Annotated in this window: 14 protein-coding genes; 3 read left to right on the forward strand and 11 right to left on the reverse strand. The window is 46.5% G+C overall.

Going from position 1 to position 14110, the window contains the following annotated elements; all coding sequences use genetic code 11:
- Positions 1–8: 8 nt before the first annotated feature.
- The 7 genes from mltG to JOE49_RS24895 form a co-directional block, all read right to left on the reverse strand.
- Complete coding sequence (gene mltG / locus JOE49_RS24865) at positions 9–1037, reverse strand: endolytic transglycosylase MltG (RefSeq protein WP_209943707.1); 1029 nt, start codon at positions 1035–1037, stop codon at positions 9–11.
- 93 nt (positions 1038–1130) lie between these two features.
- A complete protein-coding gene (locus JOE49_RS24870) occupies positions 1131–1436 on the reverse strand; it encodes a DUF1292 domain-containing protein (RefSeq protein ID WP_068941975.1) in 306 nt (101 codons plus the stop codon).
- Positions 1433–1735 carry a DUF1292 domain-containing protein gene (locus JOE49_RS24875; RefSeq protein ID WP_023989904.1) on the reverse strand — a complete coding sequence of 101 codons (303 nt, stop codon included), beginning with the start codon at positions 1733–1735 and terminating at the stop codon, positions 1433–1435. The genes JOE49_RS24870 and JOE49_RS24875 overlap by 4 nt, the downstream gene beginning before the upstream one ends.
- 13 nt (positions 1736–1748) lie before the next feature.
- Positions 1749–2165, reverse strand: a complete 417-nt coding sequence (ruvX, locus tag JOE49_RS24880) for a Holliday junction resolvase RuvX (protein WP_014282932.1) — start codon at positions 2163–2165, stop codon at positions 1749–1751.
- 9 nt (positions 2166–2174) lie between these two features.
- A complete protein-coding gene (locus JOE49_RS24885) occupies positions 2175–2435 on the reverse strand; it encodes an IreB family regulatory phosphoprotein (protein WP_007431624.1) in 261 nt (86 codons plus the stop codon).
- Positions 2436–2571: 136 nt separating this feature from the next.
- A complete protein-coding gene (gene alaS, locus JOE49_RS24890; RefSeq protein WP_209943352.1) occupies positions 2572–5205 on the reverse strand; it encodes an alanine--tRNA ligase in 2634 nt (877 codons plus the stop codon).
- Between the two features lie 351 nt (positions 5206–5556).
- A complete protein-coding gene (locus JOE49_RS24895) occupies positions 5557–6624 on the reverse strand; it encodes an AI-2E family transporter (protein ID WP_023989907.1) in 1068 nt (355 codons plus the stop codon).
- Positions 6625–6835: 211 nt separating this feature from the next.
- Between JOE49_RS24895 and JOE49_RS24900 the strand changes: the two genes are divergently transcribed.
- A complete protein-coding gene (locus tag JOE49_RS24900; protein WP_209943354.1) occupies positions 6836–8809 on the forward strand; it encodes a methyl-accepting chemotaxis protein in 1974 nt (657 codons plus the stop codon).
- A 162-nt stretch (positions 8810–8971) separates the two neighbouring features.
- On the opposite strand, the gene JOE49_RS24905 is transcribed toward JOE49_RS24900, so the two are convergent.
- The 4 genes from JOE49_RS24905 to cymR all read right to left on the reverse strand — a co-directional run bounded on the left by JOE49_RS24905 (position 8972) and on the right by cymR (position 11434).
- Positions 8972–9184, reverse strand: a complete 213-nt coding sequence (locus JOE49_RS24905) for a hypothetical protein (RefSeq protein ID WP_013311529.1) — start codon at positions 9182–9184, stop codon at positions 8972–8974.
- Between the two features lie 10 nt (positions 9185–9194).
- Positions 9195–9716 carry a PRC-barrel domain-containing protein gene (locus JOE49_RS24910; protein WP_013311530.1) on the reverse strand — a complete coding sequence of 174 codons (522 nt, stop codon included), beginning with the start codon at positions 9714–9716 and terminating at the stop codon, positions 9195–9197.
- A 135-nt stretch (positions 9717–9851) separates the two neighbouring features.
- Positions 9852–11003: a cysteine desulfurase family protein gene (locus JOE49_RS24915; protein WP_053325958.1), complete on the reverse strand. Its 1152-nt coding sequence runs from the start codon at positions 11001–11003 to the stop codon at positions 9852–9854.
- Positions 11004–11014: 11 nt separating this feature from the next.
- Positions 11015–11434 carry a cysteine metabolism transcriptional regulator CymR gene (cymR, locus tag JOE49_RS24920; protein WP_013311532.1) on the reverse strand — a complete coding sequence of 140 codons (420 nt, stop codon included), beginning with the start codon at positions 11432–11434 and terminating at the stop codon, positions 11015–11017.
- Positions 11435–11738: 304 nt separating this feature from the next.
- Here cymR and mnmA point away from each other — a divergent pair, with 304 nt between their 5' ends.
- A complete protein-coding gene (gene mnmA, locus JOE49_RS24925) occupies positions 11739–12860 on the forward strand; it encodes a tRNA 2-thiouridine(34) synthase MnmA (RefSeq protein WP_023989910.1) in 1122 nt (373 codons plus the stop codon).
- A 401-nt stretch (positions 12861–13261) separates the two neighbouring features.
- The gene (locus JOE49_RS24930; RefSeq protein WP_023989912.1) at positions 13262–14092 is read left to right on the forward strand and encodes a PPK2 family polyphosphate kinase; all 831 of its coding nucleotides are present in this window, start codon (positions 13262–13264) and stop codon (positions 14090–14092) included.
- Positions 14093–14110: the final 18 nt, after the last annotated feature.

The raw sequence follows: 14110 nt of genomic DNA on the forward strand, positions 1-14110 counted from the left end.
CTCACCTCCTAATTTGTCTTACGGTTACTTACCTGAATGTTATGCAAATGTTCTTTATACGTTTTGGCAAACAAATGTTCATGTGTCCCATCTTTTTTGGTCACGTAAAACAAATAATCTGTAGCTTTCGGCTGTAAAGCCGCTATCACTGATTTCAGACTGGGACTTGCAATCGGCCCTGGTGGAAGTCCCTGATGCATATACGTATTATAAGGGCTTTCCACAGCCAAATCCTTGTAATACAGCCGTTCCTTTTGCTTATCCAGCATATATTGAACTGTAGCATCAATTTCCAGCTTCTTATCCTGTTTGAGTCGGTTATAAATGACGCCAGCTACTACAGACCGCTCATCTTCCACAACCACTTCGCGCTCTACGAGAGAAGCAACTGTCAGCAGTTGATGCAGCGTTTCACCCCGCTGTTTCAGCTTCGCATCCAAATCGGAAACAGTTTCCAACCGCTTTTGTGTCTGTTCTAGCATCACCTGTATAATATCTTTGGCCGTACTACCCTTTTTCAGCTCATAGGTTTCCGGGAAAAGATAGCCCTCCAGCGCATAGCGAAGCCCCGCCTGCTTTGGAATGTCCCGCACTAGCGCGACGTCAAAAGCGGACGGATCGTTGGCCAGCTGCAAAAATTGCTGCCGGTCTGCCAGTCCTTCCTTTTGCAGCTTATCAGCCATCTGTCTAATCGTAAAACCTTCCGGGATTGTAAAACGAATCATTTCCTCTTTGACAACATCTCCAGCCGATAACTTAGTAATCAACTGATCAAAGGTTGCGCCAGGCTTCGCCTCATATTTTCCGGCCTGAAATGCGCTTCCTTGCTGTTTGAATTTTACATAAGCCTTAAACACGAGCGCATTACGTATAAGTCCCTTTTGCTCCAGCGTATCTGCAATAGCCGATGTTCCTGTTCCCTGCACCACCGTAAAAGCAACGGGTTGTGTTTGGGGCTGAACAGGCTGCATGGCATTCCAAATATAGAGGGCTGCCCCTGCTACTATAATGATAAGCAGTAGAAGCAACGTAAACATCCTCGTCCTTCGCTTCACATCCACCCAACTCCTTCACAGCCAAAAAGGGCGGACTGGTCCGCCCTTTCAGGTTTGATTCATCGTTATCCAGACTTACAGTTCTTCCGGCAACGTACATTCGTCGTACAGCTCGGAAATATCTTCCCACTCATCATCATCTTCAATGGTGGTGATGGAGATTTCGCCGTCTGTGGATGAGCTTACATGATATAGCTCATGTTCGCCAACAGCAGCCCCGGGTCTACGCAATACAGCGTACCGTTGCTCACCTACCTTGAACTCTGCTTCCAATTCCATGCGCATCGCATGGCCCTGCTCATCCTGCAGCTCTACATCGCCGTCGAACGTTTCCTTCAAATCAGAGGTCCAACTCAGGTCTTCACGTGAATAGATCGTCATTTCCCGTCTTCCTCTTCATCTTCTTCTACAAATGTATTAAAGGTCTCTTCGACGATTTCCCATTCGGCATCGTCTTGGATCACAAACAATTTAATATCATCGCCTTCTTCCTCGTAACGGAAGGCGTACACATCGGACTCATCAGCTTCAGGGTCCACTGGCGCAACCATCATGTACTTCGCTTCGGAACCATCTACCTCAAACTTCATAATGACCTCGAACTCTTCCTCGTTGCCCTCGTCATCGGCAATATAAATAATTTCCGGCTCTTCTTCCATACCCACTTGATTTTCAGCCATTACGAAATCCCCCTCACCTTGTACTGTGTGCGTCCAAATAGTTTTGCAAGATCAGGCTTGCGGCCAGTTTATCTACCACCTGCTTGCGTTTTTTTCGGCTGACGTCGGCCTCCAGAAGCGTACGCTCCGCCGAACGCGTCGTCAGCCGTTCATCCCAAAGGTGAACGGGTAAACCCAGTAACTCCTTGAGTCGGTTCGCAAACTCGATGCAAATCTCACCGCGTGGACCCACGGTTCCGTTCATGTTTTTTGGCAAACCTACAACAACCTCGCCCACCTCATTGTCACGAACTAAATTTGCAATTTTACCGAACTCACTGTCGTCACCGCGTCGTTCTATGACTTCCAATCCTTGGGCGGTCCAGCCGAAGGCATCACTTACGGCGACCCCAATTCGGCGATCCCCGTAATCCAATCCCATTACTTTCATGCCTGTCTCCTAACGGTGCTTGGCGAGATAGAAACGAACCAACTCTTCAATCAACTCATCGCGCTCTTTTTTACGTACCAGGCTTCTGGCATTATTATGCCGTGGCACATAAGCCGGATCACCGGATAGCAAATAGCCGACGATTTGATTGATCGGATTGTATTCTTTTTCTACCAACGCATCATATACGGTCAACAAAATCTCCTGAGCAGAAGCTTCCTTCTCATCTGCCTTGACATTAAATTTGACCGTTTTGTCCATGGAATCCATTGTTGACACCTCGCTTCCACAAAACATGTGTACATGTTTATGCCAGCTTATTCTTTTACATCATACCATAAGCAAAGCCCTACAAGGAAATATCTAAGCCCGTTTTTTCCCAAAAATCCGCAAAAATTATCGAACTTTATCCTTGTGAGGCTGCCGACACCAGTTCATGCGCACGTTGAAGTGCTTCGTCCAGCTTGCTGGCATCCTTACCACCGGCTTGCGCCATGTCAGGTCGTCCGCCACCACCGCCACCGCATACGGCAGCAATTTCTTTCACGAGCTTGCCTGCATGAAGTCCAGCCTTGGTATGCTCTGCCGGAACTGCTACGACAAAATTAACTTTGTCGTCCATTGCAGCGCCGAGCACCAGCACAGCAGCCGGAAGTTTCCCTTTCAGTTCATCAGCAATCGCACGCAACGCATCCATGCTGGAAGCCTGCACGCGTGCAGCCAACAGCTGCACCCCGCCTACTTGCACGACCTGATCGGTCAGCTGGCCCGCCTCAATAACGCTCAGCTTGCTTTGCAGCGATTCATTTTCACGACTGAGGTCTTTAATTTGTTGCTGCAAAGATTCGATACGCTTTGGCACCTCAGACAGCTTGGATTTTACAAGCCCAGCTGACACCTTCAACAGCTCTAATTGACCTTCCATATATTCAAAGCCAAAACGTCCGGTCACCGCTTCGATACGACGTACACCTGATCCAATGCCGCTCTCGCTGACAAGCTTGAACAAGCCAATTTGCGAAGTATTGCTGACATGACAGCCACCGCATAGTTCAATGCTGTAATCGCCTACCTTAACGACCCGTACGATATCTCCATACTTTTCACCGAACAGCGCCATTGCTCCGAGAGCCTTGGCTTCATCAATCGGTTTCAATTCAATATTAACGTCCAGTTGGCTCCAGATGGCACGGTTTACACGCAGTTCAATATCCGCCAGCTCTTCTGGTGTAATGCTTCCAAAATGGGAAAAGTCAAAACGCAGACGCCCAGGCTCAACCAAAGAACCCGCCTGATTGACATGGTCACCCAGCACTTCTTTAAGCGCTTTGTGAAGCAAATGTGTAGCCGTATGGTTTTTCTCAATTTCTCCACGTGAAGCTTGATCTACTTCTGCTTTCACCGTATCGCCCACGTTCAACTCACCGGCTTCTACAACAACCTGATGCACATGCTGACCTTGTGGCGCCTTAAACAGTCCTTCGACCTTCGCGATTACCGTACCTCCACGCAGCAAGCCTTGGTCACTGACTTGTCCTCCGCTTTCGGCATAGAAAGGAGTCACATCCAGCACGACCTGACAAGACTGCCCTTCACTAACACTGTCCACCAGTACATCTTCATATACAATCGCCACAATTTTAGACTCAGTTACGAGGTCATTATATCCAACAAATTCACTTTTAACCGCCAGTTCGGACAAAGCTCCGCCCTGAATCTTCATGCTCGCGCTGTCCTGATGAGCATCACGAGCGCGTTTGCGTTGCTCCTGCATCGCTTCATCAAAGCCTTCACGGTCTACTTTCAAGCCCTGCTCGTCCGCATAATCCTCTGTGAGATCGAATGGGAACCCGTACGTATCATACAGTTTGAAAGCATCTGCTCCGCTAATGACATTGCGACCTTCGGCCTTCGCCTGAGCACTGATATCGGACAAAATTGCCAATCCATCTGTCAGTGTTTCATGGAAGCGTTCCTCTTCCGTTTTGATCACTTTAATGATGAAATCACGCTTGTCCACTACCTCAGGGTAATACACACCCATGACATCCCCAACGGTTTCCACCAGCTCAAACATAAATGGACGGTTCATGCCCAGCATTTTTCCATAGCGCACAGCCCGGCGCAGCAAACGGCGAATCACGTAACCCCGTCCTTCATTAGAAGGCAGCACACCGTCACCAATTGCAAAAGCTACGGTGCGGACATGGTCAGCAATAACTTTAAGAGCTACGTCACTGTCCACATTTTCGTTATATTTTACTCCTGCCATCGCGGCTGTTTTTTGGATTAGTGGCTGGAAGATATCCGTATCAAAGTTGGAATCCACATTTTGCAAAATGGATGCAAAACGCTCTAATCCAGCCCCTGTATCAATATTTTTGTTCGGAAGCGGCGTATAGCTGCCGTCTTTGTTATGGTTGAATTGTGAGAATACGAGGTTCCACACTTCCAGATAACGCTCATTTTCTCCCCCCGGATACATTTCAGGGTCCGTCATGTCGCTGCCGTAGGCTTCGCCACGATCATAAAAGATTTCCGTACAAGGTCCACAAGGGCCTTCACCGATATCCCAGAAGTTATCTTCCAGTTTGATGATACGCTCGGCAGGAAGTCCAACTTTTTCGTTCCACAGCTTGTACGCTTCCTCATCCTCAGGATACACAGTTACAGCCAGACGTTCTGGATCAAAACCAATCCATTTTGGATCCGTCAGAAACTCCCATGCCCATGTAATGACTTCTTCCTTAAAATAGTCACCAATGGAAAAGTTGCCGAGCATTTCGAAAAAGGTGTGATGGCGGCGCGTTTTACCGACATTCTCAATGTCGTTCGTCCGGATACATTTTTGCGAATTGGCAATACGTGGATTTTCTGGCTTCACACGTCCGTCAAAATAAGGCTTAAGCGGTGCCATACCCGCATTAATCCACAGCAGGGAAGGATCTTTATGTGGAACAAGCGGCGCGCTTGGTTCAATCACATGTCCCTTGCTTTCAAAAAACTCCAGCCATTTGGAGCGGATTTCACTAGCTTTCATATAAGTAGCCTCCTAATTATGGTGTCACTGGTTCCTGGCACAGGCCATAAAAAAACAGAAAAACGCCCCTGAACGGATCAGGGACGATTGTATCGCGGTACCACCCTGGTTAACGCCGTCCCCTCTGTACGAAATGCCCATGCGCAAGCTGCACATCAACATTTGCTTAACGGACGATCGATCGCCTTGTTTTCACTGGTAACGGGAGCATCCCGGCGGGTTCAGCCCGCACTTCGAAATGAGCTTTCCCTACTGGATAAACACATTTAAACATACTCAACTCAGTATATCCGTGTCATTTAGCCGTGTCAACGCGATTTCAGACAAGATACATACGGTGTATGGACAAAATCAGATTGTTTTCCGCTTCACGTAATAAGCAAAAAAATGCTGAAGTCCTACCTTTAAAACTGCCATCACGGGAACCGCTAAAATCAAGCCGGTAATTCCCGCAATTTCCCCACCCACTAGCAGAGCGAAAATAATGGCTATCGGATGCAGATGCAACGTTCGTCCCACCACCTGGGGAGAAATGACATTGCTCTCCAACACTTGAATACAGGTGTTAACGACCACGACCAAAAGCACCATTTTTAAGGAGACCGTAGAAGCCATGACTACTGCCGGAGCGGCTCCCAAAAAGGGGCCCAAATACGGAACGATGTTAAAAATCGCAACCACTCCTGCCAGCAACAGCGCATAAGGCATGCCAATGAGCATATATCCGAGATAAGCCATCACTCCAATAATGACGCATACCAGTAATTGTCCCCTGACATAGTTGCCAAGCGCCTGATCAATTTCCTTAAGTACCGTTACAATCGCCTTGCGACGAGAACGCGGGAGGTAAGACACAATCGTCCGCTCGAACACATCAAAATCCTTCAAAATATAAAAAATGAGGAACGGTACAATGAACACATTGAACAGCATATTGATCATCCCGCCGATGTTATCCATAAAGTTAGAAATCCCTGTTGCCATCCGATTCTCTAGTTGGAAAAACCATTGATTCATACCCGTTCGCACCCCTTGGGGCAAAATGCCGCTATCCATATTCGTCATTAATCCTTGTGCATGCATGGTCAGCTCAGGCAGATGCTCATTTAGCTCATCTAGTTGTTCAATGAACATCGGAATCAGGTTCATCAGAATCACAACGAGACTGGCTAAAAACACAGCATAGATGAGCAGCACAGCTACGCTTCGAGGCACCTTGCGACCGCCCAGCATACTGACAACCGGATTAAGTACATAGGAGATGATCATCGCTACCGCAAACGGAGCAATGATTGTTTTCAGAAATTCATACAAATGCAAAAACAAAGGTCGCAGCAGCCAGATAAAATATAGAATGACAAGTCCCAGCAGCGTCCATATTCCGTACCGGAACAGTCTACTTTTCGTTAATTGCTCCATTTCGTGCCCCCTTACTGGACTAGCCTCCTTTAAGTATATGCCTGTACCTCTACTTTAATCCTTCCCGCGAGTCTGGAATGCCCCATAGATTACCATTGTAAAAAAATGATGAAAACGGATGAAAACAATTAACAAAGTCATTCCATCTGACGATATAAGTACAAAGCACTACTCTAAGTTTTCACATTTCTGAAACATCGGGGGTCGTTACATGAACTTAAAAATCAAGCTTATTCTCCTTTTCACTTGCATTGTTATCGTTGCAGCTGGGCCATTGTCGATCATTAGCATGACAAGCGTTAAAAATCAGGCCAATCATGATATCGAAGAGCTTATGAACAGCAAAACCTCCGAAACCGTCCATCAGCTCGACGGATGGATAGGTGGTAATGCCAAAATTATTGAAACATTGGCTGCAGGTCTGGAATCCAGCGATATTTCATCAGATGCCAAAGCCGTATCTCTGAAGGCAGCTTTTCAAAACTATAAAGATCAAAATATTTCCAATATTTACGCAGGCTTTGAAGATGGAGCCTACTGGGATGGATCTGGCTGGTTTGAAGCAGGTTATGATCCTCGCGCTCGACCGTGGTACAAGGATGCCAAAACCAAGGGAGAAATGTATTACTCGTCCCCGTACATTGATGCAAATAGTACGAATTTCACCATTTCTATTGCGAAGCCTCTCAAAAATTCGAATGGCTCCGTCACTGGTGTGGTCAGCGAGGATATAATGCTCAACGATATGACAAAAATAATTAAAAGCATAGACCTGAACGGATTGGGCTACGCATTTTTGATTGACCAAAATGGAGCCGTGATCGCGCACCCAGACAACAAGCTGGCTGGCAAAAACCTCAAGGACAATCCTGAGTTGGGTTCATCAACCGCGGCCCTGCTGAGCGCAGCTTCGGGAGAAACAGACTATAGCTATAATGGTAGTGACCGTCAGCTTTATTTTAAAAAGATGCCTAGCACAGGCTGGATTGTAGGGTTGTCCATTTCCAAAGATATTGCTTTTCAGGAGTATTACTCCACTCGTAATATGTTGATTATAACGGTTGCTATCATCTTGGTTGTCGCTATGCTGCTGGCGATCTGGGCGGCAAACAACTTTATTAAGCCGATTCGCAGACTCCAAGCGAATGTCAAACGTATAGCTGAAGGCGATATGACCGCTCGTGTTGATGTTAAAGGTAAAGATGAAATTGCCAGCCTGGGGACAGATTTTAATATCATGTCTGATAATCTCTCTCACCTGTTGCGCAAGGTATCAGATACGGCGGGCGATGTCAGTTCAGCTTCCCATGATATGCATCAGCACGCTAAGGATACTGGAACCATCGCGTCACAAATCTCCAGTGCAGTTCAGGAGCTTGCCCAAGGAGCGAGCGATCAAGCTGAGGCTGTATATTCCGGCTCTGAGAAGCTGACTCACATGACAGGCTCCATCGACCAGATTGGCGAAAGTGTTAAACGGACCCAAACTGCCGTATTCGAAACAGATTCTGCCGTGCTTGCAGGGTATGAAACAGCAGAACGTCAAGCGAAACTGGCCGCCGAGTCCAGACAAACGACGACTGCGGCAGGAGAAGCTGTAGATTCGCTCGCGCTGAAAACTCAGGATATTGAGCGGTTGGCCGGGGCCATCCACGATATCGCCGCACAAACAAACCTGCTAGCCCTCAATGCATCCATCGAAGCGGCACGGGCCGGAGAACACGGACGAGGTTTTGCCGTCGTCGCGGGAGAAGTGAGAAAGCTGGCTGAACAAGCGGGCACTTCCAGTGACAGTATCATGAGTAAGCTGGAAGAAATTAAAATTGCAGGAGTACAAAGCGCGGAGGAAATGAAGAAGGCTCTTGCTGTAACTGTAGAACAGGAGCATGCTGCCATTGCAACGAGACAGGCGTTTGAATCCATTCGTGGGGCTTCTCAGCATATGCTTGCCCAAATTGAGGACGTTACCTCCGCCACAGATCATCTCCGTGTGAATGCTGGACATATTTCCGATGTCATTTCCAGCGTTGTCGCTGTTTCTGAACAAAGTGCAGCATCTACAGAGGAAGTGGCTTCCTCTGTGCAAGAACAAGGTCATGCCATGAACAATATTGCCGACCTTTCTGCCAAACTCGATTCTCATGCAGATCTTTTATTGGAAGAGGTCAAACGCTTTAAATTGTAGAACTAACCATCTTCACAAAAACGGTATACAAAAGAGGGTGCCCCAGCCAATATGGCCGTTCGGGGCACCCTCTTCGTTGTTTTTATCAAGCATTATCCAACCTACTAAGCGTATGTAGATCACACCTCTTAGCAAGCAGCCTGTCCACTTTCGGTGTCAAGCTTAGGAAGAAGCATGAATTTGCGGCAAGTCCTGTTGTGCCATCTCATCTCCAAAGAATAGGTCGTCCAGCGAACTGAGCGTTCCATCCTCTTCCACTTGGTAGACAGACATTTTTTCACCATTCACCTGAAGTTCGATAAAGCATCCCCAGCAATAAAATTGATGGGAGCCGATTTTGCCGATATCTTTGGAATTACAATTCGGACATCTCAATAAACTCACCCTATCCATTAACAGAATATATGGCTTTTTCCAGACGCTGCTCGCTTAACGGGGGAACCATAACAGCATTTTCCCCGATGGACATATCTTCGGTGCAGGGCAGCCATTTCCGCCCCTCTATAATATCCGATACAAAACCATCGCTGATTTCCAAGCCTATTATGTTATTGCCCATTTCCTGGTCAAAATAAACATCCGAGATGTGCCCGAGCATAAGCCCTTCCTCTGTTAGCACGGATAGATCCTTCAGTTTACCGGGTCCAAGCAAGTACGTATGTTGTATATCATGGGCCTCCGTTTTACGGACAGCCTGCTGATTGCGAATCATGATCGCATCCTCACCGTAAGCAACGATGTCATCCCAAGCAACCATTTTCACGTGAGAAGAAAAAAGCCCTTTTCCTTCCAACTCAATCCCTGTGATCCGCCAATCAGCTGTCACCATAAAGTCATGTATTTTACCAATCTGCTTCCCGTCCTCCACATCGAAAACGGCAAGTCCGATCATATCTTGAAGCTTCATATATAGGGTACCTCCTCATTCTGCAATCCGAACGAAGGTGCGGTCCTTTTCCTACATGCCTGTCAGACCTTGCTTCCGTTCATGCAATGAAATGGAAAACCGCCCCTCCCTTCTTATTAAAATGCGGAGAAATCCCTAGTACCTAGTACGCAGCCGCTTCCATATGGTTTCAATTTTCTTGGCCGTGTATTCCATTTCTTCCGTAGTATTACCCAAACCGAAGCTAAACCGAATCGCTGAATGTAAAACATCTTCAGGAAGATCCATCGCCTGCAATACATGCGATAGCTCTAGAGATCCGGAAGTACAGGCTGATCCGCTTGCTACTGCGATTCCTTCCATGTCAAGGTTCATCAGCATGGTCTCTGTACCAATGGCCGGAAAGCTAACATTAAGGACATTAGGTAAAGAATGATCAGGATCACCGTTAATTACAAAATTTTGGCTACCCAGAGTGTCTTCCAACCCTTTAAGCAGTGTCTGGCGAAGAACCGTATCGTGCACCCCACGCTCCTCAATGGAAGCATTAGCTAGAGTTGCGGCTTTAGCCAGACCCGCAATACCGGCGATGTTTTCTGTCCCGGCACGGCGTTTCTTTTCCTGAAGTCCCCCATGCATTAGCGGCTGAATGCGTGTACCTTGGCGGATATATAATGCACCCACCCCTTGTGGTCCGTTAATCTTATGACCCGACACACTCAGTAAGTCAATTGGGAGATTTCGGCAGTCGATGGATATATGACCGTAAGCTTGAACCGCATCTACATGGAATACAATGCCATGTTCTCTCGCAATCTGCCCTACTTCTGAGATCGGCTGAATGACGCCCACCTCATTGTTGGCATACATCATGCTGATCAAAAAAGTGTCCGGACGAATGGCAGCCTCGATATCCGCAGGGTTCACGCGTCCAAAACCGTTGACCGGGACATAAGTCACCTCATACCCCGCTTTTTCCAGCTCATCACAAGCATGAAGCACTGCGTGATGTTCAACCGCGGTTGTAATCATATGCCCGGAAGTACGGCCGTCTGCCGTAGCCGTCCCAAACAGGGCCAGATTATCGCTTTCTGTCCCTCCGCTCGTAAATATAATTTCTTCAGGCTTGCAGCCCAAAGAGGCCGCAACGGCATCCCGAGCAGCGCTGACGGTGCGCTTGGCATCGCGGCCAAAGGCATGAACGCTCGAAGCGTTGCCATATTGGCCGGTCATGATGTCCATCATAGTCTGCGCAACCTCAGGATGCATAGGAGTCGATGCGGCATGATCCAGATAAATTCTGTTCATGTTAATCCACCTCAAATATAGAACATGTAATTGTCCAATTCATCATGTTCTTGGTATGTGATCAAGTCCTTAAGTGTAGTAGAATCCAACACTTCAGCAATGCTGTCACGAATTCGCAGCCAGAGCTGACGTTTTGCCGGATCGTCTTCTTCCGTGAAATCGACCGGAGAAATCGGACCTTCCAGTACACGAATGATGTCTCCCGCTGTTACTCCTGCCGGTTCATTCGCCAAAATATAACCGCCGTAAGCACCACGGATACTTTTTACCAAACCTGCATTACGCAAAGGCGCGATGAGCTGTTCCAGATAATGCTCTGACAACTGATTTTTTTCAGCAATACTTTTCAAAGAAGTTGGACCTTCGCCAAACCTGGCTGCAAGTTCCATCATAATGGTCAGGCCATAACGGCCTTTCGTTGATATTTTCAATTGTGCCACCTCACTTATAGTAACAATTCCGTTAAACACGCGGAATAACTGGTGTTGTAAACCTCTCTATTCCGATCCTAACCCTCAGCTTATGTTAACATATTAGGGCAGGTAAAGGGAAACATTACGGTAACAATCTTAAAAAAAGTTGCTTTCGAGCGATTTGGAACAGCTTTAGCCCATTTTATATAGCTTTCTTCCATCGTTCGCCGTGTCGTTTGATCGTCCAAACATCGTATCTTATTATCGTTTATGTTATAATAGGTGGGTTCTACAACAATATTGAAAGAATTGGGTGATGACCATGGCTAAAGCCAATCATGAAACCCGTGTCGTCGTCGGGATGTCCGGTGGCGTCGACTCATCCGTTACCGCGCTGCTGCTGAAGGAGCAGGGCTATGACGTAATCGGCATCTTCATGAAAAACTGGGATGACACGGATGAATTTGGCCGTTGTACGGCTGAGGAGGATGCGGAGGATGTGCGCCGCGTCTGTGAACAGATCGACATTCCTTACTATACCGTCAATTTTGAGAAAGAATACTTCGATAAAGTATTCTCCTATTTTCTTGATGAATATAAAGCTGGACGCACACCCAACCCGGATGTCATGTGTAACCGTGAAATTAAATTCGGCGAGTTTCTAAATAAAGCGCTGGATTTGGGAGCAGATTATGTTGCTACTGGACATTATGCACGGGTTGTGGAAGAAGACGGCCACTTTACTTTGCTGCGAGGTGTGGATAGCAACAAGGATCAGACTTATTTCCTAAATGCATTAAGCCAAACACAGTTGTCCCGAGCGATGTTTCCCATCGGTCATCTGCCGAAACCAGAAGTACGTAAAATTGCGGAAGCTGCGGGACTGTATACGGCCAAGAAGAAAGACAGCACAGGCGTATGCTTTATCGGCGAGCGTAATTTCAAGGAGTTTCTGAGTGGATATCTGCCTGCAAAAGGTGGAGACATGGTGGATATCGCTACTGGTGAAGTCAAAGGACGTCACGATGGTCTGATGTACTATACACTGGGTCAACGACAAGGCTTGGGCATTGGCGGATCGGGTTCAGGCGAACCGTGGTTTGTAGCGGATAAGGATCTGGAGAAGAATATTCTGTATGTGGTACAAGGTGATCGTCACCACAGTCTGTATTCTACCAGCCTGATTGCAACGGACGTGAACTGGATTGAAGGCGCAGATACTCGTCCGACCAGCGAATTCCGTTGCACAGCCAAGTTCCGTTATCGCCAACCTGATCAGCAAGTAACTTTACAATGGCTTGCGGATGGAACCGTGCATGTCATATTCGATGTACATCAAAAGGCCATTACGCCTGGACAAGCTGTTGTATTTTACGACGGGGAACGCTGTCTGGGTGGCGGAACCATTGATAAGGTTGAAAAACTTCAGCCTGAAACAGTTTAAATAAAATGACCATTTTGCATTGATATAGCAGGGAATTAAAAAAGTCGTCTCTCCAGATTTGGGAGGCGACTTTTTTAATGAAAGATGTTTTTAGTAATGGCTTGTAAAGAATTGATAATCTGCTCTTTATGATGTCTGTCATGCTGGACAAACATTCCTTGCAAAAAATTTTCCATGGTGTATGCACGTCCCTTTTTTAATCCATTGGTATGCTCCCATTTAAAATAAGAACCGTCATATTTAAATAAGATCGCTACAAGGGACTTCTAACTTCTTCCCTATGTAATCCTTTTCGAATTAACTTGAAAGACCATTAATACATAAGGAACTTTTGATAACATCCTCATTTGGGTATATGATGTAGACAAGATCATACTTCAATTGAAAAGGAGCGTGCCTTTATGTCTGATTCATTAGGAATGCTGACACCGGGTAAAAAAGTTTCTTTGAAAGAATGGGACCCCAAGGATACAAAGAATATCAAAAATAAAGAAGAAATCCGACTGGAAACAGATCAATTGAAGGAACGCTTCACGGAATTACAAAGCAAATTATTTACAGAGAAAAAACAATCCGTTTTGTTTGTATTTCAGGGTATGGATTGCAGCGGCAAAGATGGCGTCATCAAACAGGTATTTTCCAACCTTAACCCTGCGGGGGTGACTGTCCACAGCTTTAAATCACCTACGGCTGAGGAATTAAGTCATGATTTCTTGTGGCGTGCTCATAGCGTTACCCCAGGACGTGGATATATTGCAGCATTTAACCGTTCTTATTACGAGGATGTGCTGATTACACGTGTTCACGGACAGATATCCGATAAGCAGGCCAAACGGAATATTAAGCATATCAAGCATTTTGAACAGTTGTTGCTGGATAATGGTGTAAAGGTGGTTAAAATCTTTTTACATATTTCAAAGCAATTTCAGTTAGAAAAGCTGATCGACCGGATTGAAAAGCCTCACAAAAACTGGAAACTCGATCCAAGTGACTTGCAGGAACGAAAATTTTGGAAGCAATATACCCAGTATTATGAGGATGTATTAGAGCTAAGCGCAACCAAACAAGCTCCTTGGTATGTCGTTCCTTCAGACAACCGTTGGTATAGGGATTATACTGTGCTACGGATTGCCGTCCAAACGCTGGAGGAAATGAAGTTGTCTGATCCTGATCCAAGACCTGAACTTGAATCCCTATTACCTGAATTGTACAAAGAACGAGATAAAAAATAGCTGTATAGGTACAGCACT

Origin of the sequence: Paenibacillus sp. PvR133 (assembly GCF_017833155.1) — a bacterium.
Taxonomy (GTDB): Bacteria; Bacillota; Bacilli; order Paenibacillales; family Paenibacillaceae; genus Paenibacillus; species Paenibacillus polymyxa_B.